Source organism: Ketobacter sp. GenoA1, assembly GCF_003671475.1.
Taxonomy (GTDB): Bacteria; Pseudomonadota; Gammaproteobacteria; order Pseudomonadales; family Ketobacteraceae; genus Ketobacter.
This window is the reverse complement of sequence record NZ_RCHM01000043.1, coordinates 61,217-85,812: the sequence shown is the minus strand read 5'-3', so window position 1 is coordinate 85,812 and position 24,596 is coordinate 61,217. Positions and strand designations below refer to the sequence as shown.

19 protein-coding genes are annotated in these 24,596 nt (G+C 54.5%); 5 read left to right on the top strand and 14 right to left on the bottom strand.

Annotated features, from left to right (window positions below; all coding sequences use genetic code 11):
- Positions 1-2 precede the first annotated feature (2 nt).
- The 4 genes from D9N13_RS18935 to D9N13_RS18920 form a co-directional block, all read right to left on the bottom strand.
- On the bottom strand, positions 3-1,910 hold the full coding sequence (locus tag D9N13_RS18935; RefSeq protein WP_290593251.1) for a M48 family metallopeptidase: 1,908 nt from the start codon (positions 1,908-1,910) through the stop codon (positions 3-5).
- Positions 1,911-1,915: 5 nt separating this feature from the next.
- On the bottom strand, positions 1,916-2,506 hold the full coding sequence (locus D9N13_RS18930; RefSeq protein ID WP_290593249.1) for a LemA family protein: 591 nt from the start codon (positions 2,504-2,506) through the stop codon (positions 1,916-1,918).
- Between the two features lie 106 nt (positions 2,507-2,612).
- On the bottom strand, positions 2,613-3,254 hold the full coding sequence (locus D9N13_RS18925; protein WP_290593247.1) for a transglycosylase SLT domain-containing protein: 642 nt from the start codon (positions 3,252-3,254) through the stop codon (positions 2,613-2,615).
- A gap of 89 nt (positions 3,255-3,343) precedes the next feature.
- Positions 3,344-4,093, bottom strand: a complete 750-nt coding sequence (locus tag D9N13_RS18920) for a BPSS1780 family membrane protein (RefSeq protein ID WP_290593245.1) — start codon at positions 4,091-4,093, stop codon at positions 3,344-3,346.
- A gap of 381 nt (positions 4,094-4,474) precedes the next feature.
- Between D9N13_RS18920 and folE2 the strand changes: the two genes are divergently transcribed.
- Positions 4,475-5,407: a GTP cyclohydrolase FolE2 gene (gene folE2, locus D9N13_RS18915; RefSeq protein WP_317622536.1), complete on the top strand. Its 933-nt coding sequence runs from the start codon at positions 4,475-4,477 to the stop codon at positions 5,405-5,407.
- 71 nt (positions 5,408-5,478) lie between these two features.
- Here folE2 and D9N13_RS18910 read toward each other — a convergent pair whose 3' ends face one another.
- The 4 genes from D9N13_RS18910 to D9N13_RS18895 all read right to left on the bottom strand — a co-directional run bounded on the left by D9N13_RS18910 (position 5,479) and on the right by D9N13_RS18895 (position 11,211).
- Positions 5,479-7,212 carry a carboxylesterase/lipase family protein gene (locus D9N13_RS18910; protein ID WP_290593241.1) on the bottom strand — a complete coding sequence of 578 codons (1,734 nt, stop codon included), beginning with the start codon at positions 7,210-7,212 and terminating at the stop codon, positions 5,479-5,481.
- A gap of 94 nt (positions 7,213-7,306) precedes the next feature.
- The gene (locus D9N13_RS18905) at positions 7,307-8,776 is read right to left on the bottom strand and encodes a diguanylate cyclase (protein WP_290593239.1); all 1,470 of its coding nucleotides are present in this window, start codon (positions 8,774-8,776) and stop codon (positions 7,307-7,309) included.
- Complete coding sequence (locus D9N13_RS18900; protein WP_290593237.1) at positions 8,773-9,168, bottom strand: response regulator; 396 nt, start codon at positions 9,166-9,168, stop codon at positions 8,773-8,775. The genes D9N13_RS18905 and D9N13_RS18900 overlap by 4 nt, the downstream gene beginning before the upstream one ends.
- Positions 9,169-9,288: 120 nt before the next feature.
- Positions 9,289-11,211 carry an ATP-binding protein gene (locus D9N13_RS18895; protein WP_290593234.1) on the bottom strand — a complete coding sequence of 641 codons (1,923 nt, stop codon included), beginning with the start codon at positions 11,209-11,211 and terminating at the stop codon, positions 9,289-9,291.
- Between the two features lie 475 nt (positions 11,212-11,686).
- On the opposite strand from D9N13_RS18895, the gene D9N13_RS18890 reads away from it, so the two are divergent.
- Together D9N13_RS18890 and D9N13_RS18885 are read left to right on the top strand one after the other, a co-directional pair.
- Positions 11,687-12,814: a DUF917 domain-containing protein gene (locus D9N13_RS18890; protein ID WP_290593232.1), complete on the top strand. Its 1,128-nt coding sequence runs from the start codon at positions 11,687-11,689 to the stop codon at positions 12,812-12,814.
- A gap of 16 nt (positions 12,815-12,830) precedes the next feature.
- Positions 12,831-14,810 (top strand): TonB-dependent receptor plug domain-containing protein, encoded by a 1,980-nt coding sequence (locus D9N13_RS18885; protein ID WP_290593230.1) that lies wholly within the window; start codon positions 12,831-12,833, stop codon positions 14,808-14,810.
- Positions 14,811-14,820: 10 nt separating this feature from the next.
- Here the strand turns inward: D9N13_RS18885 and D9N13_RS18880 are convergent, their stop codons facing one another.
- From D9N13_RS18880 to D9N13_RS18855, 6 genes are all read right to left on the bottom strand, one after another.
- A complete protein-coding gene (locus D9N13_RS18880) occupies positions 14,821-15,774 on the bottom strand; it encodes an ABC transporter substrate-binding protein (protein ID WP_290593228.1) in 954 nt (317 codons plus the stop codon).
- Complete coding sequence (locus D9N13_RS18875) at positions 15,771-16,607, bottom strand: PhnD/SsuA/transferrin family substrate-binding protein (RefSeq protein ID WP_290593227.1); 837 nt, start codon at positions 16,605-16,607, stop codon at positions 15,771-15,773. Before D9N13_RS18875 ends, D9N13_RS18880 begins: the two co-directional genes overlap by 4 nt.
- Before the next feature lie 141 nt (positions 16,608-16,748).
- Positions 16,749-18,146, bottom strand: coding sequence for a cysteine--tRNA ligase (gene cysS, locus D9N13_RS18870; protein WP_290593226.1), 1,398 nt, complete (start codon positions 18,144-18,146; stop codon positions 16,749-16,751).
- A 3-nt stretch (positions 18,147-18,149) separates the two neighbouring features.
- Positions 18,150-20,066: a threonine--tRNA ligase gene (thrS, locus tag D9N13_RS18865; protein ID WP_290593225.1), complete on the bottom strand. Its 1,917-nt coding sequence runs from the start codon at positions 20,064-20,066 to the stop codon at positions 18,150-18,152.
- A gap of 231 nt (positions 20,067-20,297) precedes the next feature.
- The gene (locus tag D9N13_RS18860) at positions 20,298-20,783 is read right to left on the bottom strand and encodes a globin family protein (RefSeq protein WP_290593224.1); all 486 of its coding nucleotides are present in this window, start codon (positions 20,781-20,783) and stop codon (positions 20,298-20,300) included.
- A 213-nt stretch (positions 20,784-20,996) separates the two neighbouring features.
- Positions 20,997-21,848, bottom strand: coding sequence for a 6-pyruvoyl trahydropterin synthase family protein (locus tag D9N13_RS18855; protein ID WP_290593223.1), 852 nt, complete (start codon positions 21,846-21,848; stop codon positions 20,997-20,999).
- A 91-nt stretch (positions 21,849-21,939) separates the two neighbouring features.
- On the opposite strand from D9N13_RS18855, the gene D9N13_RS18850 reads away from it, so the two are divergent.
- Positions 21,940-23,274 (top strand): dihydroorotase, encoded by a 1,335-nt coding sequence (locus D9N13_RS18850; RefSeq protein WP_290593222.1) that lies wholly within the window; start codon positions 21,940-21,942, stop codon positions 23,272-23,274.
- Positions 23,275-23,365: 91 nt separating this feature from the next.
- A complete protein-coding gene (locus D9N13_RS18845; RefSeq protein ID WP_290593220.1) occupies positions 23,366-24,595 on the top strand; it encodes an NAD(P)/FAD-dependent oxidoreductase in 1,230 nt (409 codons plus the stop codon).
- The last annotated feature ends 1 nt before the right edge of the window (position 24,596 follow it).

Genomic DNA, 24,596 nt, shown 5'->3' with positions numbered 1-24,596 from the left:
CTTCAGCCTGTGTGCACCAGTATGGGTGGCAATGGACACTCCAGGGCCTCGCAGATGGCCCGCAACAGTTCCATTTCTTTCAGGGTGGCTTTGTTGTCATGCAGGATACAATCGACACAGGCATCCACCACCGGTTGTTTCAGCAGGGGAGCCAGACGTTTCAACTGCTGTAGTGCCTGATTCAATCCTTTGGGGCTGGGAGGTTGCCCTAACGCGCTGCTGTAATCCGTGGTGCTGTAGTACTGCATTATATTGCTGAAGTTCTCCCGCTGTCGGTCTTTGCCATCGCCGCTTACCTGCACTAAGGCGCTGAACAGCGTTGCCAGGGCCGGCTCCAGTGGCTGGTAGCGTTTAATGGTGCGGGCAGGCCTGCGTATCTCGCTCAGGTTTTGCTGCACCAGAAAGCAGTAGACGAATTCCGACAGGGTTACCTTGCGATCCAGCTTGATCAGGTCAATGGCGTGTTTGATGATGTGGTTGCGCTGAGCGGGCTCAGCCTGCTTCAGGGTAGCCAGGCAGATGTCCAGCAATGGCAAACGAATTTGCGGGCCTGCCTGCTGCAGTTGCTCCCGCAGTGCAAGAGCCGACTGCGGCAGGGCTACCGGAAGGGAAGTCAGGGTGGGCGATTCCAGTAACAGTAACGCGTAGAGAACCGCGTCGGCAGAATCCAGGCTGTGGGCCAGCTCGTTGATGGCGTGGGGAATCTGTTGGTGCAGTTGCTGGGCATAGTCGTAATGTTCCGGGCTGGGCGCCCCGATTGATTCCTTAACAGCCTTAGGGGTGGCATGAAGGGTCGGGTTACCCGCAAAATTCTGTGCCGCTGCCTGCGCGGTAGCGGGGGTGCCGGTGGCGGCGGTTGCATCCACGGCGGTGTGCGGCAGCTCTTCCCGTTTGCGAAAACGCGCCTTCAGGCGGGGCAGCAAGCCCCGGTCAATGGCACGAATTCGATCCTCGATGGGTGGGTGAGTCGCCAGCATGCTGCTGAGCTGCATCTTGACGGTTTCACCAAAACACATGTGGTTCATATCCTCGGCGTGGGCGCCCATCAACAGGCTGTTACCGGAATAATGTTGAATGGCGTAGAGCGCGCTGGCGATGCCGTCCGGGTTGCGGGTGAACTGAACCGAGGAGGCATCCGCCAAAAACTCCCGTTGCCGTGAAATGGCGGCCTTGATCAGGCGGCCGAAGAACAAGCCGACGTAGCCAATGAGCATCAGGGCCAGCCCAAGGGGAATCAACTGGTTGCCATCTTTGCCGGAGCGGCGCCCATAGTAATGACGGCGGGATTGCCCGCGCAGCAGAAACTCGCCGATCTGACCAATAAAAAGAATGCCGGCCAGAATCCCGATCAGGCGCACGTTGAGCTTCATATCACCGTTCAGGATGTGGGAAAACTCATGGCCAATCACCCCCTGGAGTTCGTCCCGGGTCAGTTTTTCCAGGCTGCCCTGGGTAACGGCCAATACAGTGTTGCTGGTATCGGTACCCGCAACGAACGCGTTGATACCCGGTTCATCCCGCATGATAAACAGGCGCGGAACCGACGTGCCCGAGGCAATGGACATTTCTTCCACCACATTGATCAGCATTCGCTCCCGGGGATCTTGTGTGGCGGAATCCAGGGGGGTGCCACCGGCCATCAGCGCCACCGAAACACCCCCCTTGCTCAGTTGCGCCAGCCGCATCAGGCTGCCCACTGCGATGGCCGCCAAAGTGGCAGCGGCGATTCCCCAGCAAAAGGGATGCTGCAGCCATTGCCAGAACGGCATGTTCATTTCGCTGGACAGGATCAACACCAGATACAGGCTCAGGTTGACTGCGGCGATGATCAGCAGTATTGCGCTGATGAAATAGAAAAGCAGCAGGCCGGTTTTACGGCGGGCGTTGTCTTGGTTCTGATAGAAACTCATGGTGCTCAGTTAAACGAAACCTTCACACCCTTGCGTGCTGCCTGATCCTCGATTTCCAACAGTTCAGCGGCTTGGAAACGGCCACCGGCAATCAGGCTGTTGGGAAATTGTTCCCGATAGGTGTTGTATTCCATGACGGCATCATTGAAGGCCTGGCGGGCGAACGCAATGCGATTCTCAGTGGAAGACAATTCTTCCATCAACTGACTCATGGTGGTGTTGGCTTTCAGGTCAGGGTAGTTTTCTGACAGCGCAAAAAACTTCCCCAGGGCGCCGCCGAGCAGGGATTCCGCACCCCCCAGCGAGCGCACTGCCTTACCGTCATCCGGATGACTGGCCGCGGCCTTGGCCGCCGCCGCCGCTTCATTGCGGGCTTCGATGACCGCAGTGAGGGTTTCCCTTTCGTGCTCCATGTATTTTCTGGCGGTTTCCACCAGATTGGGGATCAGGTCATAGCGCCGCTGCAGCTGTACATCGATTTGCGAGAACGCGTTCTTGAAGCGGTTCTTCAGTGCCACCAGTTTGTTGTAGATGGTAATGGCGTATACCACCACCAAAGCGATAATAACGAATGTGATAATTGTGCCTGTGGACATGCCGGTTCCCCTGGAGGTAAAGGTGCGGTGTCGCAGCCCGCAGGATGCGACCTCTTAAATATAGACAGTCAACCGGAACAAATTAAGTGAATAAGGCAGGAACCGGTCAGCGACGGGCCAGTAAAAGCCGTTTTTGATAAATGGGTCGAAATAATTTCAGGTATTTGGACTGATATTGCTGGGTGTTGCTGTGGTAGAAAGCAACCGCCTGCTCGGTGCTGCCGTGGCGATGCAACAGCGTCTTCAGGTATTTGGCAGCGTACATTACGTTGTTGTGGGGCTCGAACAGGGTGGCCAGGGAATCAAAATGGCGGCCATGGAACTTCCAGTTGATCTGCATCAGGCCCACATCCACGCTGCGGGTGTCCAGCAGGCGTATCTCCCAGTTTGAGGGCCGGTTGATGCCCAGCATGGCCGCGTTGCGTTTGGTCTGTTCCAGGGCCGCCTGGGCATCCCGTTGTGTGGAGAAGAAAAGGCGCTGGGATTCATCGGGATAATCCAGCCGTAACAGCCAGGGGTTGGCCTGGGCGGCTTCCACCAGCTGGATGGCATCGGCTTTGCTGCGGGGCTTGAAACCTTCCCAGTTGAGGTTCACCGCCCACGGGTGCATTTGGGATTCCATTTCGGCAATGGAATGCAGCAGCGCCGGCTTGATCCGGTAGCGCTCAGCGGCTTGCTGGAACAAGGGGTTGGCCACGGAGGTGGTGGCAACCCAGGTTAGTATGAGAAAAACGACTGCTTTGAACATGATCTCAAAATGATAAGTGGTTCACATTTAGGGTAGACAATGGAACCACAAAATCCGGAGCAGTTTTGTTGTGCCTGTGTAAACGAGCGTTACACCGGCCGGAAGATATCCTTGTAGCTTGTGTAAGCGCTCACTATTACCAGTGGGGCGACAACAAATATGCCTAATCCCACGGTCACCACCACCGCCAGGTACAGCAGGACCAGAATCAAGCTGTAGACCAGTAATGGCAAAAGGTTGTGAAAGATGGCGCCGATGGCGGTTTTCATGGCGGCAGCCGGGCGCAGCTCATTGAAGACCACCAGACAGGGTGCCCACCACATGGCAAATACCACCAGCAGGATAAAGGTGATGCCCAGAATCAGCAGTACCAGTGCCCCCAGGATGGCAACCACCGCGGAATCGCCACCCATGGCGGTGAGCGTCAGGGCAATCGCCACACCAAACACCACCGATACCAGCAGGACGGTGAGCACGAATATCACACCCAACACCAGCAAAGGCCCTGCGTGGGTTTTGAAGCCCTGGAACAGAGTCTCAATCCGCAATACACCCTTGTTTTCCAGTTGCGCCAAACCCAGCATGAATCCCGCCATCAGGGCCGGGGTGAGGATCTGGCCCACAAAGGGGATCATGTTAGCGGCGGTGAGCACGATCATCAGTACCAGCCATAAACCAATCATCATCCAGGGGGCCTGCTTGAACAGAGACCAGGCATCCGAGATCCAATTGAGCCCGTTTCCTGCCGGCAGGGACACCGCTGCCACGGGGCCTGTGGTGGTTTCGCCCACCAGAGAGTCGGGCACGTCATAGGGATTAGAGTTTGTTTCAGGTGGCATAGTGGGCTCCGGATGGGCGTGGTTTGGTTATTAATGTAGACAAACACGGTCAACTATTTTTGGCGTTTTTCGCACTAATTGATCAAAATTGTCTATCGTGGTATCGCTCGTTGCCTATCAATAACGCATTTTACGAATTTGTACAATATATTGAATTTTAAGGGTTTTATAAGCAAAGGCCTTATGCCTGACAGGGGAATGGTCAGGTAAATTTCAGAATGTCGCCAGTTTGTTATAAAATCCGGCGTCATTTTAGCCGCTTGTCATGAGCGAAACCGTATGGGTTAATTATCCAAGTGCAGCAAGCTGTTACAAGACGCGTATCTGGGCCTATGCTTGGAGGAGTCCTCTTACACCATGAAATTTTTGGATTTATCAGTAATGGGCAGTAAATCAATGCCTGACATCGCCACTGCGACTCAGCCAAAGGCCCCGGGCCTGCTGGATTGGGTAGGCATGAGCGAAATCGATGTACCTCTGTCCATTCCTACCCGCAATGGTGGGGTGGCCCATGCCGTGGCAAAAGCCCAGGCTTATGTGAACCTGATCAATCCAGAGGCCAAGGGCATTCACATGTCCCGTCTTTATTTGTTACTGGATGAGGCATGCAGCCAGACGCTCACGGCGGCCGGTTTGCGTGATGTCCTGGCGCGGTTTCTGGAATCCCATGAGGGGCTCAGCGATCAGGCTTTTGTGGACTTTCGCTTTGATTTCCTGGCCCGACGGCCGGCGCTGAAAAGCGAATTCAGTGGCTGGAAGGCGTATCCGGCCCGGGTTATCGCCACTGAGGATCCGGATGGATTCCACTTTGAATTGAAAGTGGAAATTCCGTATTCCTCCACTTGCCCGTGTTCAGCGGCCCTGGCCCGGCAACTGATCCAGAAGCAATTCCGAGAAGATTTTGGTAACGGCAAGCAGATCTCTGCCGACGAAGTGTATGGCTGGTTGGGAACGGAGCAGGGCATCGTGGCCACTCCCCATAGTCAGCGCAGCATTGCCGAGATTAAGGTCCGGCTGTCGGACGATACCAACAGCTTCCCGTTGGAGGAACTCATCGATGTGGTGGAAGACGGGTTAAAAACTCCGGTACAAACTGCGGTGAAGCGGGAAGACGAACAGGAGTTCGCCCTGCTTAATGGACAGAACCTGATGTTCTGTGAAGACGCCGCGCGCAGGATCCAGTCTGCGTTGAATGAACAATCCTCTTATCAGGATTTCTGGGTGCGGGTTAATCACCTGGAAAGCCTGCACGCCCACAACGCGGTGGCGGTTGTCACCAAGGGCATTGACGGTGGCTATCTGCCGCAGCCCTAATGTGGGTTTGCCGTCACCCGAAAAAGCCCGCTACGGCGGGCTTTTTTGTCTTTCTGGTTTAACACCAGCAACTATTCATACTGCATACTGATCTGTTTTTGCTGATCATCCGCATCGAACAGTATGCGCTTGGCGGCACCGGGTAAGGGTGACCAGGTTTGCCAGGTATCACCCAATCCATCATGGTTGGGGTTGCCGGTGCGGGCGAACTGAACCAGTGATGTGCGCATGGCAGAGGACAGATCCTCCCGCCCCGGTCGGTTTTGGCTGCTGTATCCGTTGTTAAACAGTGCAGCATCGAAACTACCCAGCAGAAACCCGATGTCACCACCATGAACGGCACCGTGAATGATATTCCAGGGGAATGGTTGCTGATTCCAGCGCCACTGGTAGGCGTAAAGCTGTTGTTGCTGTGAGGACAGCAGTGGCAGCAGCGCTGTATCCTGCAGGCGTTGAAACAGGTCAGTGGTAGCCAGGGCGCCGCACCGGTTGGCGAAATCGTTGTAGCCACCGACAATGAAGTCCTCTTCTCCACAGCTGCCCTGTTGCGGGCGATCTGGAGGAAGCAAGGTGGGCTGGACGATATCTTCCAGGGTGATGGGGGTGGCAGATGGATCCTCCGCATCGAAGGTCAGCATGAGCGTCCACAGGGCGGCGCTGTCCACCACCATGCCATTCTGGGTAAACAATTTACCTTCTTCGCTGGTAATACCCATCATCACGGGCATATTATTAAACTGGCCGCTGGCTACGGCAGCAAAGGGATCGCCGGGTTGAACCTCGCCATCCAGAAAGATGGCCGGTGCAATACGCAGTTCCGGTACCAATGCGGTGGCATTGAGCAGGGTACCGGCATCCTGACCATAGAGGAATTCACGAATCCAGGTGGCATCCTTATCCGCCAGAAAGGTGGCGGCGGTATCCGGATCCGGCGCCAACCCATTGAGGATCACCAGGGTTTGTAACAAGCCTGTGGCGTAGACCAACCCGGTGTCCAGCGACTGGTTCAGCAGCCCCGGGCTCAGCAGGATGGCGCGTTGGAACAAATTGTTGTTGAGGGGGGATACCATCATGCTGAATACATGGGAGGCGCCGGCAGATTGCCCCATCAATGTGATGTTGTCCGGGTCGCCACCGAAGGCGGCGATGTTGTTCTGTATAAAAGTCAGCGCCTGCAGCAGGTCGAGGCTACCGAAATTACCTGAATTGGCCGGATTGGGGCCGGCTGTCTTGAGAGCCGGATGGTGCAACCAGCCCAGTAGCCCCAGCCGGTAATTGACGCTGACAAAGATCACGTCATCCTGTACCAGCCTGCTGCCATCGTAAAGTGAGCCTGCACCGTAGATGTGACTGCCGCCATGCAGGTACACGATCACGGGCAGGTCTTGTTTGGCATTCAAAGGGCGCTGGATGTTGAGATAGAGACAGTCTTCGCTGCCAACCGGTTGATCAAAGGTGTCCTGCAGGGACAGATCCTGGCTGACCCCATCGGGCCCCGGGCCGTACATGCTGCCCAATTGCATGCAAGCCGGGCGGTAATCGGTGGCCTGCAGCGGGGTGTCCCACGGATCAGGCGCCAGGGGTGCCTGCCAGCGCAGTGCCCCCAGTGGTGGTTGGGCGTAGGGTATGCCCAGCCATTGTATGGTGCGTTGATCCAGATCCAGTGAGCCTTTTACTTTGCCGTATTCGGTTTGCACCATCTGCGGGGCTTTGCAACCAGCCAAGAGAAGGGTCGCTAAGAGTAAAGTGACGATCCCATGCGCTTTGAACACAAAGCGCATGGGCGTGTGTATCCGACGGTCCATGTTGTTTTCCTTCCCTGCGGTATCCTGATGTTAAGTCTGTGCTGGCGCAGCAGCACCTTAACAATACTCAGATTTGGGAAAAAAACAAATTGAGTTAGTTATCAAGCGTGGCGATGGAGACCAGATTGCGGCCAGTCCCTTTGGATTGATACAACGCTTTGTCTGCCCGGTTCATGGCCTGTTCAATCAGCTCATCGCTTTCCCGCACTTCGGAAATGCCGATGCTGATGGTGACCCTGATCTGGTGGCCGTCAAATTCAATGATTTCGTTCTTGACCCGGGCGCGGATTCGTTCTGCCAGCTGATTGGCCTGTTGCAATGTGCTTTCCGTGGACAGAATGGCAAACTCCTCTCCCCCCAGGCGCCCAATGATATCGGCTTCCCGCGATTCGGCTTCCAGCAGGCGGGCAACGCGCTCCAGTACGTGGTCACCAGTGAGGTGGCCATAGTCGTCGTTGATATTTTTGAAAAAATCCAGGTCCAGCATCATGAAGGTGGTGGGATGCGAGTAGCGTTTGGCGCGTTCCACCTCCGAGTTAGCCAGTTTGAGGAAAAAGCGGCGGTTATACAGCGACGTCAATCCGTCCATGGAGGCGTAGAAATCCAGTTTGCGATTGGCCTCCAGCAATATATTGTTCAACTTCGCCTGTTGTTCCAGGGCATCCCTCAGGTCCTGGGTACGGCGTTCAACGGTCTCTTCCAGCTCTGCATTATGGCGTTCCAGGGTGTCGTGGTATTGCTTGAGCTGGATCACGCCCGCCAGGGCTTCGGCGAACGAGGTCAATAATTCCGATAGCTCGTTGCATTTGGATAGATCATCGGAATGCCTGAACTCCAGTGCGCCCATGGTTTGCCCCTGATAGGTCAGTGGCTGAAAGAAATGGCATACATCATCGACGTGCTCAAGAATGGAGGTGGCGTTGTCCGCCACGGAGATGGTGGTGTCGAAATCCCCGTGAGGCCCTTGCGCTATCTCCAGATCGAGGTGTGCTCCGGACGGGTCCAGCAGATACACTGCGGCGCTGCCGTGGTCCAGATCCGGGATCCCCAGTAAAGAGGTCAGTGCGGCCTCAAGCTGTTGTTTCAGAGTGCCGGTTTGCAACGCCAGGGAAATCACATTGGCCAGTACCTGGCGAAAGCGGCCGCGGCGCTGGATTTCCTGTTTTTGCGCGTAGCTGTCCAGCGCACCGCGTACTGTGAGTAAGAAATCGCTTTCGTGCCAGGGTTTGGATATGTACCGAAACAGCCCCGCCCGGTTAACGGCTTCCCCCACCGCATCAGCGGTGGCCTGTCCGGTCAGCATGATGCTCAGTGTCTCCGGCAAACGCTCCTTCACTTTCACCAGCAGTTCATCACCGTACATGCCGGGCATGACGTAGTCTGCAATGATAAGGGGAATGTCGTGCCCGTCGTGAACCAGTTCGTCGATCAGTTCCAGAGTTTCTTCGGCGCTTTCCGCCAGCTCGATCTGATATTGGGTGGATAAATGATGCTGCAACTGACTCTTCAGGCTGGTCAGCACCATTTTCTCATCGTCGACACAGATGATGACGGGCTTAGTCATGCACAGCCCTCGTCGGGCGGAAGGGCTTCATAGAAATCTTCCTGGGTCCAGGGTTTGTTGATACAGCAGGTCAGGTGCGCCTCCTGTTCAGTACGGCGGATGGCGTCCGGGTCCGCGTGACCGGTGAGCATGATTTTGGTCAGCTCCGGAAAGTGTTGATGGACCCGGATCAGAAACTCATCGCCCTTCATTCCGGGCATCAGCCAGTCTGAGATCACCGCGCGAATCCGTTTGCCGTCTTCGATCAATTCTTCAATCAGCTCCAGCCCTTCCTCGGCGCTTTCTGCTATTTCGATGATGTACTTTTCCCGATACCAATGGCGCAACTGAGCCCTCAAGCTCATGAGTATGGTTCGATCATCGTCAACACATATAATATAGGGCTTATTCAACGCCAACGTTCCCGCATCCGGTAGGTAAATATAGCGTCTGGCGATTCTTCATAATCAGTCATTAATATAGCAGAACCAGCTTTTGGTTGTGGCTTCATATTACCCGTTCCATGCTTCATGTCAGGTTTGCAGGGGCAGAACCACCGTAAACACGGTGCGGCCGGGCTCACTTTCGAAAAACAGGCGCCCGGAGTGCTTTTCGATTATCCGTTTACAGATACCCAGGCCCAGTCCGCTGCCCTCACCCGATTCCTTGGTGGTGAAAAAGGATTCCCACACCCGGTGTTGCAGGTCTGCCGGTATGCCATGCCCTGTGTCCTCGATTTGCACAACGATCTGCGGGCAGGTTCCGGCGGGATCCAGGCGGCTGCGCAGGGTGAGGGTGCCTTTATAATCCATGGCCTGCAGAGCATTATGAATAAGATTTGTCCAAACTTGGTTAAGTTCATCCGCATGGCAGGGGATTAACGGCAGGTCGTCAAACTCCTTCACCACTTCACAACCCTGCTTGAGCAAGCCACTGTACAGCACCAGCACAGTGTTGATGCCTTCGTTGATGTCACTTTCCTGCTTTTCCCCGAACTGATCCTGGCGGGCAAAATTCTTCAGGGCAAACACGATCTTTGAGGCGCGGGCTGTGGCACTGTAGATGGTTTGGTTGCTGCGCATAATGCCGGTGAGCTGATGGGCGCTTTTGATCACATCGATGTAATTGTCTCCCTGTATAAACGGCAGTAGCTGCTCCACCTCGTGCGACAGCCCCATATCAATAAGCATCTCGGCGATGTCGGCGGAGCGCTGGATGTTGTGTTCATCAAGCACCTGGATGGCTTTGCGCTTGGCGACGCGTTCCTCCCGGGTAGTGAGGGATTCCATTGGGCGGGCATTGTGCAGCAGCCACAGGAACAACGCCTGATCATGCTGCTGGCTTGTGTGGAGAAGCATGTCCAGGCTATTGGCGTAGGCAGTGTAATATTTGGTGGCGTTGCCGGCGGAGGCCTGGATGGCGCCCAGTGGTGTATTGATTTCGTGGGCGATACTGGCTACCAGTTGACCCAGTGCTGCCATTTTCTCCGAGTGCACCAGCTGTTGCTGGCTTTCCTCCAGGTCATTGATGGCCTTTACCAGCTCTTCATTGCGGAGGTTCAGTTGCTGGGTGCGTTCGTTGACCTTGCGTTCCAGCAGCAGATTGTATTCCTCCAGGTCATGGTAGGCTTTCTCCAGATTAATGGCCATTTCCGAAAACTGCCGCGACAGTACGCCGACCTCGTCATCATCGTTCACCTGTACCTGCGTCGCGACGGAGAAATCCCCTTTGGAAAGGCGATGCGTCATTTCAGTGAGCCGAATAATGGGGGCTGAAAGGCGTTTTGACAGGCTCGAAATGATCAAAAAGGTGATCAGCAGGATGGAGGAGGCTGTAATCAGTGAGCGGATGGTGTGGCCTTTGATGACGGCTGCGTTTTCCTGTTCTGACCGATTGACTTCTGTCTGCAGTTTGCTCAGGGAGTAAGACAGAATCAGCTGCCCCCAGCGCCGGTTACCCACTTCCACAGGCATCTTGTACTGTATAGCCTTGGCGTTCTGCAGGGCTTGGCCAACCTTTGTATCGGACCAATCCTGTCGCATGGGTGTGCTTTTATCGACCTCAAGGATCAGGCGGTCTGGATAATCCCCATCGTGATACTCAGTTTGCTGGCGGGAGGCATCGGCGGTGTGGACCACGATATTGTTATCGTGATCGGTGAGGATAATAAACTCCAGCTCTTCGTTCTGGCGGGTGATCTCGGTCAGGGAGCTGGTCAGTTCAAACAGTCGAAACGACGCAATTTCCTCTTCCACCTTGCGTTTCATCTGATCCGCTTGAAACAACGCACGGCTATGGAGATTTTCCAGTAACAGGTTGGTCTGCTTGTGCAGCTCCACCTGAAGCAACTCTTTTTGAGCGGTTATTTGCCAATAGGAGAGCAGGACCAATACTGAAAGCACCAGCAACAACATGACGGTTACCAACTTTTTCCGTATTCCGCCACGGGATGTCATAGGCAATGCCTCACATGAACGTTGTTATGTGACCGTTGCGGGTCGCCATCCATGTGGAGCACCACAGTGTAACTGTGAGGGCGAATACGCCTCATCGCAAATCCTTTTGTATACTGGTGGCCTTCAAATGCGGGTGATCCTGTATGTAATGATAGTCATTAAGTCGCGTTTTGCTGCAAATTATGCGCTGTGGAGAGGCCATGGGCTGCGAAAGCTTTGGCCGCGGAGCCTTGCCTAAGTTCCTGATCAGCTAAAGATTAAATGATATGCATTAAATGTTTTCAAGCTTCGTGACGGATAGCCATGATTGTCTACACTTATTGATGAAGGATATGCAGCACCCATCTCTACGCAGGGACGTGACACCGAGATTTCGCCCACACAGTACTGTTATGCCTGTTCCTGAAGCGTTGATGCGTATTGCCGGTCCCCCAAGGCCCTTGGTGGCTCAATAATCAATAAGAATGAGGTTGACATGGCTACAATTAATAAGTCGGATATGGAATTGATCGTCAATGGTGCCAGTTTTCTTGCCAGTGGCGGTGGTGGTGGGGTTGCTTCGGCCAATGCGGTTATTGAAAACGTAATGACCTTTGCTTCGGAGGTGGAGATTATCTCCTGCAGTGAGGTTGACGATACCGATAATCTGCTGGTTGTCTGCGGGGTGGGGGCGCCTGATGCCCCTAATCTGGATTTTAAAAACTCGCCCGGTTATGCTCTCGAAGGGTTGCAGTCGATGACTGGAGATCAGTTTAAATGTGTGCTGCCGATCGAAGTGGGAGCCATGAACTCCATGATTCCGCTGCTGGCCTGCGCCCAGTATGGTATTCCCATGCTGGATGGGGACGGTGCGGGGCGCTCAGTGCCACAAATGAGCATGTGCACCTATGCCTTGCAGAATTTCCCGGTCAATGAAACGCTGGTGGTGAGTGAGGAGGATCAGCAATTTCCCCTGCACCCCTCCAATGCCACCGAGCTGGAAGCACAGGTTCGCCAGGTTGTGAGTACGAAATTGCAGGATGCAGGTACGGTAGGGACCTGGCCGGTTAGCGGAGCACAGATCAAGAGTCCGGACGCTTTTGTACCGGGTTCACTCAGCCTGGCCCAATCGATCGGCACGGCAATGGCAACGGCTCAGCCGTTGAGTGCTGTACAGTCGATCATAGCGCAATACTATTCTGATAATGCCATTATTATGTCTGTTGGCACGGTCACCGCTGCCACCAACAAGGTGGAAGATGGCTTTGATGTAGGCACCATCACGGTCAGCGATGGTCAGGGCATGAGCGTGAAACTTTACTTTGTAAACGAGAGCCTGTTGGCAACCATTGATGTGGATGGGCAACCCGCAGCTTTTATTCTGGGCCCCGATATGATCTGCTCCATGGGGGTTGATGGATCACCAATGACCAACTCTGAAATTTGCAGTCAATTTGACAAGGGTGACACAGTGCAGATTTCCTTGATGTGGGTGAAAGCAGTGGATGCGATTCGAACTCCCCAGATGTTTTTTAAGTATCTTGAATTGCTGCTGCAAAAATTTGGCCAGCCGGAGTTGAGCGGCTATCGCTTCATTGAGGATGCCAGGGAATTGTTCAGCTAGATTCAAAGGACCTAACATGACTTCAGCAAAAAGGATGACAGGCAGTTTTTTGCTGCTCTCGGTATCAATGGCAGAGGGGGCGCAGTTGCCCGCTCTGCAAGAGGAAATTCAGTGGTTGCAGGCGGAGCAGTATGTCACCGTCGCCACTAAAACCCGGGAAAGAGTCGATAAAAGTGGTTCCACGGTAACGGTGATCACCAGGCAGCAGTTGCAACAAATGGGTGCGCGCTCATTGATGGATGCGCTGAAACATGTGCCCGGTTTGGGTGTAAATCAGATCAATGTCGGTGTTACCTCACTGGAAGTCAGGGGCGTGAAAACCGATTTTTCCGAGAAAGTTCTTTTTCTGATTAACGGGCACCCTGTCAATAATAACCTGGTCAATGGGGGCGCGTTGCTGAGCCGGCATGATGTTCCGGTTAAGGATATCCAGGCGATTGAGGTGGTGCGCGGCCCGGGGTCGGCCCTGTATGGCGCCAATGCTTTCGTGGCTGTCATTAACATCGTGACCCAATCGGCAGAAGATCTGTCGGGGTCTCAGGTGAGTGTGGCCGGAGGCAGTTTTGGTACCGGTGAACTGAATGTTGCCCACGGTGAAGCGGCAGAGGGTTGGAACTATGCAGTAAACCTGAACCTGTATCAGACCGATGGCTGGAAATCAGAGGTGGAGCAGGATTCACTGGGCAATAGTGGTAAGACAGACTATTGGCAGCAGCGTCATGAAATAGGGGTTCAGGGAAGCTACGGGGACTTTAGTTTTCAAGGGCGTTACCTGGAGCGGGAGGCGGGCGATTACCTGGGGGCCTTCAGCGTATTGAACGAGGGATCTTTGCAGAATTACCAGGAGTACTTTTTGGAAGCCAGCTATAAAAGTGACTTCTCTTCCCAGTCGTATCTCATAAGCAAAGTGTATTTTGATCATTTTGAATTTGATAATACTTGGGAATACACGCCCGGATTTTTTTTGCGTAGCCCCATTAAACACGATCGCAGTGGTGCGGAAGCGCAATGGAACACGTTGATATCCGGTAATCATAAAGTTCTGTTTGGCGTGGCAGTAGAGCATCAAACACAATATGACGTGGAATTATGGACCAATTCCGGTGCGGGGCGGTTGGTGAATGTGTCCGATTCAATGAACTGGAATGGTCAGCATCGGCGGGATATCGCAGCAGGGTATGTGCAGGACATATGGGATGCTACAGAGCGGGTGAGAGTGATTGCCGGAGCGCGTTATGACCGCTACAGTGATTTCGGTAGCACGTTCAATCCTCGGGCCAGTGTCAGTTGGGAAATGAACGAACGCTATCAGTGGGTGGCTTCTTACGGTTCTGCATTTCGGGCGCCAACCTTTGGTGAGCTGTATAACACCAACAATAATTCGGTGGTGGGTAATCCCAATCTGGAACCAGAAGAGATCGATACTTTTGAATTGAGCTTGAGAACCGTTTTAGGCCCTTCCAGTTCCCTCAAATTAACGGGCTTCTACAACAGTATTGAAGATGCCATTATTCCCACGGCGGGAGCCGGCGCTGTAAATTATTCGGAAAACGCGGGGGAGTTGAAAGTCACTGGATTGGAAGTGGAGTATCTGCTGCGTTTTGTTTCCGGTTCCAGTCTGAACCTGAATTACACCTATCAGGATCCGGAAAACGTGGCGGCCGATGCGCGCGCTGCTGAAGTGCCGCTGCATCGCGCCAATGCCATGCTGAATCACCGATTTTCACGCAACTGGAAGGGGTATGCAGCTGTTTTATATGAAAGCTCCCTGGAGCGGGAGGCCGGTGATATTCGCAGTGCCATGCCTGAGCAGACGTCTGTTGATGTAGCGCTTACCTGGCTGAATTCAGAGCACAACACCTCAGTAACGGTGTCGGTCTATAACGCGTTGGATGAGGATCTTGAAAATCCTTCACGGGATGTTAACGGCAATGCAATGTCAGACTATCCAGCTTCCGGTCGGAGTGTGATGTTGGCAGTGGAGCTGTTGCTCTAATGGTTTCTGTTCAGTGGTTCAGTAAATCACTCACCGAATTGAGTGCTTCCGGGTTGAGATACAGCTGATAATCCCGAACCCTGCGTAAGTTCAGTGATATATTGCTCCCTGCTGGAAATTGAATGGCAGATGCTTGTGATTGTTGTTCCAATATTGACTGAACAATCAGAGCCGCCTGGCGCCCGGTCGTGGCCAAGTCGGCATTGATACTCATGGTTGCACCAAATTCCATGAACACCGGGTGGTAGCCAAATACGGCTACTTTTGCCTGCTGAGCAAGTTCGAACAGCTCCGTGGTATGTGGCTGTGAGTCCAGTACAACCGGGTCGGGTAGTATCCATAACGCGTCCACCTTGCCCAGTAATTGCGTTGCTTCTTGTGCGCGGGCGGAATCAATCTCCACTTCCGCATCAATCAGAGTTAAGGCCAGTTGTTCGGCAGTATGATGGGCTTCCCGTATCAAGTCGCTGTTAGTGTGGCTGTATAGAACACCAATGCGTTTTATTTCCGGGAAGAAATGTTTGAACCAGGCCAGCTGTGCCGCCGGTGCAATTTCGCTGGTAACGCCATAATAGCCGGGCTGATTCAGAAACTGGCGCCAACTCAACACAGAGCTGTACACAACTGGCGTTTTTGGGGTAATGGATTGAACGGTTCCCAGGGCTTTGGCGCCGATGCAATAGATGATGTCCGGTTTGGTTACTTGCAGTTCATCCAATACGGTTTCTATGGGCAGGTTGTCATCCTGCAGGTTTATCCGCAGAACGGTTGAGTGCTGCAATGTCTTAATAAAAGCAGATTCCGCAACTTCATAACGCGGTACACTGTGGTCGCTGTTAATAATCAGTACCCTGGCCGGAGTATTACCGGTTAATTGCGGGGGATGGACAGACTGACAACCTGCCATCCAGCTTCCGATCCAGAGTGCGATAATCAGGCTTATCATGGGGTTGTTGACGGTCATCGTTGTCGCCCCCCTTGTGCCTGGGTGGAGTTGATCTGCGTCCATTCGTCCAGTCCTAACAGATTCAGGCCCAGCTTGCCTTCGATCGACTGGTCCATGGTTTCCAGCGCTTCCAGCGCAGTTTGTAATTGTTGCTGGTGTTCATTGCGCACCACAACCACCAACCTTTGCTGTGGCTGGCTTGTGCCCAGGATTTCTAGCTGCTGAAACTCGTTACGATACAGCAGGGAGAGTTTTTCAAAGCTGCTGTCAGCCGCCAGAGCGGTATCAGCCATGCCGAAACTGACTGCCAGCAATGCGTCAATGTCTTTTGGTACCTTCAGTAAGCGAAACGGTTTGGAACCCAGCGTGGAATCATTGAACGACATTTGCTGGAGCAGAGTCTGAACATATCGTTCTGTCCCGGAGACTGCGATGGTCATGCGCCCCTTCGGTAGGGGTTGTTTTCCAATTAACAACTTACGAAAGGTGTTCTTTCCATCTTTGATGCCCTGTAATCTGGGGGTCAGGTCCGGGTGGGCTTTGACGAGCTGATGATAACGCCAGTGCGACATTATGAACAGGTTATGGCCGCCACTGGTGATGAGCTGTTCAAATGAACCCTGGTCTTCCACGGGTTGCAGTTGGATGTTGTATCGGGCCTGGAAGTAAAGATCAAAGGTGTTTTTAAGAATCAGATTGCGGTCGCTGTGGGATTCAGGATTGAAATGATAGATAGTGATCGTGTCCCCCATGGCAGCGTTGCAAAGCAACAGCACAAGGACACAGAACACCTGCAGTAGTCTGGCTGCCGTGATGGTCGGGATCCCTGGGTTGTCAATTTGCTGTTGCACGTAATCAACCGCTTCCGTTTGGTGAGTGTCTGCTTTCCTTTGCCGTTTCGCAACGAGTGTGATGCGCCGGTGTGAGGTGGTTGCGCCGATCACTGCTGCAAGTATAGCGGAATAACAGGAAAGCAGTGGTGCCGGCCCGGGTCAATCCCGGGTCCAGCGGGTGCCTTCGCGGGAGTCCTCCAGCGTGATGCCCTGATTTTTCAGTTCTACGCGAATCTCGTCAGCACGGGCATAGTTTTTGTCTTTTTTAGCTTGGGCTCGTTCAGCAATCAGGGCATCGATGTCTGCATCGCTCAACCCGGATTCCTGCTTGCCGGATTGCCATTTGAACCAGGCATCTGAATCCTGATCCAGCAGGCCCACGTAACCACCTGCGCTGCGCAGAACCGCCTGCAGTGCCCGCTTTTCTTTGCCATTAGCTTTGTTGATGTCTCCGGCCAGCGTGTGTAATACCGCCAGCACCTGAGGTGTTGCCAGATCATCCTGTAAATGGGATTCAAGCTCCGTCAGGGCAGGGTGCGTCAGGTTTGGCTCGATTTCCACTGGCGCATCCCGCAGCGCCCCATAAAGGCGATCCAGGCTGGATTTGGCGCTGGACAGCAGGTCTTTGGTCCAGTCCAGTGGCTTGCGGTAGTGCGCTGTCAGCAGGGCATAGCGAATCACTTCGCCGGGCCACAATTCCAAGAGCTCCCGTACGGTAAAAAAATTACCAAGGGATTTCGACATCTTCTCACCGTCGATATTCAGGTAGCCATTGTGCATCCAGTAGCGCACGAACTGTTCTGTACCGCTTTCATGGCAGCAAGTGCCCTGGGCGATCTCATTTTCATGGTGGGGGAAGATCAGGTCCTGGCCGCCACCGTGTATGTCGATGGTATTCGCCAGATGCTTGTTGATCATGGCGGAACATTCAATATGCCAGCCGGGGCGGCCGCGGCCCCAGGGGCTGTCCCAGCCCGGCAGATCATCGGTGGAGGGTTTCCACAAAACGAAATCAGCGGGCTCCCGTTTGTAGGAGGCCTCTTCCACCCGCTCGCTGGCGCCGGCAATCATCTCGTCCAGTTTACGGTGAGACAGCTTGCCGTATTCTTGATCCGTGCTCACCTGAAACAGCACATGGCCTTCCGATTCGTACGCATGGCCACGTTCAATCAAAGCCTGGATCTGCTGGATCATGGCGTCAATGTTGTCGGTGGCGCGGGGGGCCAGGGTCGGTGGCTGCGTGTTCAGCTGCGCCATATCCTGGTTGTAGGCCTGGACATAGCGTTCACTCAGTTCTGCGATGGTTTCGCCATTGGCCTTGGCTGCTGCGTTGATCTTGTCATCCACATCGGTAATGTTGCGGGCGTATTTCACGCTGGGATAGTGCCGTTGCAGCAACCGGAACAGGATATCGAAGATCACCACCGGGCGGGCATTACCGATGTGCACAAAGTTGTACACGGTGGGGCCGCACACGTACATGGTCACCTCATCGGGGTTAATGGGGGTGAACACTTCTTTGCGCTGGGTCAGCGTATTGTACAGTTGAATGGTCATGGTTTATTGCGGCACCCGTGTTGCGCTGGTGATGGCTTCCAGGGCAGCGCTGATGTCCATCACCTCATTGTTTTTGCTGCCCAGTTGACGCACGGCCACCTGTTGGGCTTCAGCTTCGTTTTTACCCACCACCCAGATCTGGGGTACCTTGGCTTTGCTGTGCTCACGGACCTTGTAGCCGATCTTTTCATTACGCAGGTCCAGCTCACAATACACACCGGCGGCCTTCAGTTTGTCCGCCACTTCGATGGCCCAATCGCGGGCATCATCGGTAATGGTGGCGATCACCACCGGCAGGGGTGACAACCACAGCGGCAGGTGGCCGGCGGTGGATTCAATCAGGATGCCCAGGAAGCGCTCCAGAGATCCCAGAATGGCACGGTGCAGCATCACCGGGCGGTGACGGTTGCCGTCTTCACCCACATATTCGGCGTCCAGGCGCTCCGGCAGGACGAAATCCACCTGCAGGGTACCGCATTGCCAGTCGCGGCCGATGGCATCCTTCAACACGAACTCCAGTTTTGGTCCGTAGAATGCCCCTTCACCGGGGTTCAGTTCGCATTCGAGGCCCAGGCTTTCCACTGCCGACTGCAGGGCGGCTTCGGCCTTGTCCCAGGTTTCTTCGGTACCGGCCTTGTTATCCGGGCGGGTGGAGAATTTGATGCGGATATCTTCGTAGCCAAAATCCCGATACACCTGATTGAGCATGGTGATGAAGGCGGCGGTTTCCTCATTGATTTGATGTTCAGTACAAAAGATATGGGCGTCATCCTGGCTGAAGGAACGCGCCCGCATCAAACCATGCAGTGCGCCGTGGGCTTCATTGCGGAACAGGGTGGTGAATTCCCCCAGGCGGATGGGCAGGTCCCGGTAGCTTTTCAGCCCTTGATTAAAGATTTGCACATGGCCCGGGCAGTTCATGGGTTTGATGGCCATGTCCCGGTGATCATGGGTGCAGATGGTGAACATGTCTTCGGCGTATTTGTCCCAGTGGCCGGATTGCTCCCACAGTTTCCGGTCCATGATCTGGGGGGTGGCGATCTCCTGATAGCCGTTACGCTCCATCTTGCCGCGGATGTAATTCTCCAGGGCTTTGCGGGTGCGCCAGCCTTTCGGGTGCCAGAACATGCTGCCCACGGCTTCTTCCTGCTGGTGAAACAGGCCCATCTCTTTACCCAGTTTGCGGTGATCGCGCTTCTCCGCCTCTTCCAGCATGTGCAGGTATTTTTTCAGCTCCTTGGGGTCACGCCAGCAGGTACCGTAAATCCGCTGCAGCTGCGGACGCTCGGAATCGCCGCGCCAATAGGCACCGGCCACTTTCATGATTTTGAAGGCTTTGCCCAGTTTGCCGGTGCTGGGCAGGTGCGGGCCGCGGCACAGATCCAGGAAGTCGCCCTGGCGGTACACAGAGATGACCTCGTCTTCCGGAAGATCAGCAATCAGCTCGGCCTTGAATTCCTCACCTTCTTTTTTAAAAAACTCGATGGCCTCGTTGCGATCCCACACTTCGCGGGTCAGGGGCAGATCCTGATCGACGATTTCGGCCATGCGGGTTTCGATCTTGTGCAGATCCTCCTGGGTGAAGGATTCTTCACGAAAAAAATCGTAGTAGTAACCGTTCTCGATGGCCGGCCCGATGGTGACCTGGGTTTGCGGGAACAGCTCTTTGACCGCTTGTGCCATGACATGGGCTGCATCGTGCCGCAGCAATTCCAGGGCGGCGTCTTTGTCGCGGGTTAAAAATGCTACGCGGCAGGATTCGGTCAGCGGGGTGGTCAAATCCACCAGTTCATCATTCAGGTACATGGCCAGACTGGCCTTGGCCAGCCCCGGGCCGATGTCAGTGGCCACATCCAGGCCAGTTACGGGGGCATCGTAATCCCGGACACTGCCGTCCGGCAAAGTAATCTGAATTGACATTGGGTGTTCGATTCCTACTGTAAACGACGGGGATGACCCGATGAGCGCTTTTGGCGCGTGAACCGGGCATTGTATAAAAGAATGGGCTCTGTCTAAAGCCGCAAAGGGGCAGTTTTTCACGCGGACGTGAAATAAGCGGGGGGCGGTGAAGTTAAGCGCCGGGGCCGGCAGGGTGCACCGGCTACGGTGGCCGGCCGGAGTGTTGATTCCGGTCGGCGCAGGTGCGAGAAATCAGGCAGGCGAGGGAGCGAAGAAGTGTTTCAGCTTGGCCCAGAAGCCTGTGGGTTTGACAGGTTCGGCCTTGGCTTGCGCGGCTTTCATGGCATCGATCATGGTGGTGGAGAGGATGACATAGGCCTCGGTCCAGGCCACCTTGGCTTCTTCATCCCAGGCATCCCCCAGGCCTTGTTCCAGGGTCCACAGCAGCGCTTCCGCCACCGGCTGGAAGTGTTCTTCCTTCACCCCGTAATCCAGGTGTTTAACCCCCAGGTTCTGCACCGCCGGCACGATGGACTCCAGATTGGACAGGCCGCGCACCGCGATCCCCAGCATGCGCATCAGTTTGGCACCTTGTTCGCTGATGTCGGCTTTGAACATGGGGCGCACTTCCGGTGCGATTTCAAACAGGCGTCCATAAAACAGTCCTGCGGCCTGGTCGGCGATGGGTTCAACCATGCCAAAGGTGGTTTGTACTTTCTCAATTTGTTCCGGTGTCATGGTCATTACCCTTCTCTTGAGTGGCTCTTGTATGGCTAAGGCTAGAAAGCGCTGCTGGGGGCAACGCAAGGGTTATGCCAAGGCTGCTTTTGCATGCAAGTCTATGAAAACAAGGTAGAAAAGCCGCTTGATTGAAAGAGTACACTCATAATACGCCCATTAATGGGGCCGTTACTTAAGGTGGGTGCGCCAAAAAGTGATTTTTTTGCTGTCTCAGCGGTGGGCGATTGCCCCTTTCATGACCCCTTCGTAGGCTTTCACTTCAAATTGGTGATCAGGGTGATCCTGTTTGAGGGTTGCCGCGATGTGATCAGCCAGATACTCCACCGTGGAATCAGTGGGTATCAGGTACACCTGGGCGGCCGGAAGCGTCAGCTCAAATCGGCCCTGGGGCGCATCATAGCCAAAGTGGCAGTATTCGACGCCGTTATCCTCAAAGCGTTTGATCATATCCGCCTCGGTTCCGATGTAGATATCCCGCCATTTGAGCGCCCAGGCTTTTTCCAGCAACGGGTCACGCTTGCCGTTGCGCAGTATTTTGATACGCGAGCGGTGGCCGTGGGCGATGCGCTGGCAGTTCCCATCGTGCTTTTTCAGGCCGTGACTGTAGTGATAGAACGGGCCGGCGATTTCTTCCGGGCGCAATTCAATCACCACCCGGGATACGTTATCCGGTACCGCGGCCATGGCCACATCCTCCAGCAGGGGAATCAGTGCGTCAGTGTTGATGACGTCAGCGTTCACCGGTTGAACCGCTTCCTCCGGGGAAAGGTGAGAGAACGTTCGCCCCTGGTCATCCTGCCAGCTCAGCGCCAGGCCCTGTGCCGTGGTGTTGGTTTGCCATTGGGGTAGCCCGGAGGGCACCACCAGTTTGTGGTCAAACAGGGATTCCACCGCATCCCGCACCTGCTTTTTCACATGGCCAAAATCAAACACCATGCCCTGGTTGTCCAGCTCACCGTACAGCTCCACATCCACAATCCAGCTTTCCCCCAAAATGCCTCGGGTTATATGCACATAAGAAAAGTCGATAACGGTGAGGTGTTTTACAAACAATGCTGACATGAAGAAGTCCCGGTGTCATGTGGAGGGGTGAATCCGTTATAATACGCTGCCAGATTCTGCTAAACAAAGCCATAGAGTATAGGATTGCCTTATGACCAGCCTGTTAATCACCAACGCCAACGTTGTCAACGAAGGAAAGATTCAAGCGCTGGATGTGCTGGTACAGGATGGGCGCATCGCCAGAGTCGGTGCGGATCTGTCCGCTCAGGCGGCCGACCGGGTGCTGGATGCAGGCGGTAAGCACCTGTTACCGGGGATGATTGATGATCAGGTGCATTTCCGTGAGCCCGGCCTTACCCATAAAGGCGAGATTGCCACGGAATCCGCCGCTGCCGTGGCCGGCGGCATTACCAGTTACTTCGAAATGCCCAATGTGAACCCTCTCACCATCAACCGTGCGGCACTGGAAGACAAGTACCAGCGGGCGACACAAAAGTCACTGGCCAATTTCTCCTTTTACATGGGGGCCAGCAACGATAATCTTGAGGAAATCAAACACCTCGATCCCAAAGCCGCCTGTGGCATCAAGGTGTTTATGGGCGCCTCCACCGGCAATATGTTGGTGGACAAACCGGAAATTCTGGAAGGCATCTTTGCCAATGCCCCCACCATCGTGGTGACCCATTGCGAAGATACACCCATGATCAAGGCCAACGAAGACAAGTATCGCGAGCAATACGGTGAGGATGTCCCCATGTCCTGCCATCCGCTGATTCGCTCTGAGGAGGCCTGCTACAAATCCTCCAGCTATGCGGTATCCCTGGCCCGGCGGTTTGGAACCCGTTTGCACGTTTTACACTTGACCACCGAAAAAGAACTGTCCTTGCTGCAGGCCGGTAAACTGGCTGATAAACAGATAACCGGTGAGGCCTGTGTTCATCACCTGTTTTTCAGTGAAGAGGATTATGAAGTCAAAGGCGCTCTCATCAAGTGCAATCCAGCCATCAAGAAAGCAACCGATCGCCAGGCGCTGCTGCAGGCGGTGCGGGATGACGTGATCGATGTGGTGGCCACCGACCACGCACCCCACACCTGGGATGAAAAGCAAAACAGCTATTTCAAGGCGCCGGCCGGCTTGCCGCTGGTACAACATGCACTGATTTCCATGTTGGAACACCATCATCGTGGCCTCCTGTCCCTGGAGCAGATCGTGCAGAAGACCAGCCATAATGTGGCAGAACTGTTCCAGATCGCCGAGCGGGGGTATATTCGGGAAGGCTATTGGGCGGATCTGGTGCTGGTGGACCTTGATGCGCCCACTGTGGTGGATGAGCAGAAACTGTATTCCAAGTGCGGTTGGTCGCCATTTTCCGGGTACATCTTCAAATCGTCCATTGTGGCGACACTGGTCAATGGAGAGATGGCATTTGAAAACGGTGAGGTGAACCCCAATATTCGTGGCAAGAGGATTGCATTTAATCGTTGATTGCGCGGGTTTGCTTTTACGATAGAATGCGCAACCGCAGACTAAGGATGGGTGCCGGTGTCTGAAACACGGGTACTAGCGGAGCCAAAACATGTTTGGAAAACAGATTAAGCCAAAAATCGTCATTGTCGGTGGTGGATTTGCCGGGTTGAACGCGGCCCAGCAGCTCAAATCCACTCGTTATGACGTGACCGTCATCGATCCCAGCCCTCACATTGAGTGGCTTCCCAATATTCATGAAATCATCTCCGGTGTAAAAAAAGGGGACGAGCTACGGCTCAACCGCAACATTCTGGTGCGTAGACTGGGGCACCGCTTTTTGATGAACCGTGCCATGGAGATGACGTCCTCCACGGTATTGCTGGATAACGGTATGAAAGTGCCGTTTGATGTCTGCATCGTTGCCACGGGTAGCGTCAACAACACCTTTGGTGTCGATGGGGCCGATCAGTTTGCCCTGCCCATGAAAAGTGTTGAGCAGTGCCAGGTGATTGCGCGCAAACTGCACCGCGCCTCCCTGTCCCACCGGACTACACGGGTGACGGTGGTGGGTGCCGGCATTGAAGGGGTTGAGGCGTTTGGAGAAGTGATGCGGGCTTACCGCCACCGGCCTCAATTCGAGTTCAATATCGTAGACGGATCGGAGCATTTGCTGTCCCGCTCCCCGGGGCACCTGGATGGCAAGATTCGCAGCCATACGGATGGTTACCGGGTTGAATATCATCTGGGTAAGAAAGTGGAATCGGTGGATCACGAAGGCATATGCCTCGCCGATGGTGGAGCCATTGAAAGCGATATCACCATTTGGTCAACCGGTGCCGCCCCCAATGGATTCCTGCAACGCAGTTACCTGACCCAGGCAAACCATGAATGGGCGTCGGTGAATCCCTACTTCCAGAGCGAAGCCCGTGAAAACGTGTTCATCATCGGCGATGCCGCCAACCCGGAGGGCATGCCCCTGGCCAAGCAGGCCTTTCACGCCATTGATATGGGTAAGGCTGCTGCCCAGAATGTCGAACGCCTTTTGACCGGCAAAGCCATGCGGGCATTCCAGCCTTCCAACAAACCCCAGGTGGTTACCTTTGGTGACCTGGATACGTTCATGCTGTTCAAGGATTTTGCCGTTTCCTCCTCCGTTCTGGGGGCGGCCAAGGAAGCCATCTACACCCTGGGTCTGTTGCAGATGGCCCCACCTCGATCCGCCAAGGATCTGTTGCACTCGCTGGACCTGTTGCAACGCAGCGCACGCCGCGTGTATTTGCCTACGCTCAACCCCCTGAGCCTGGTCAACAAGCTGCCCAAGAGCAAAGTGTTTTCCTAGT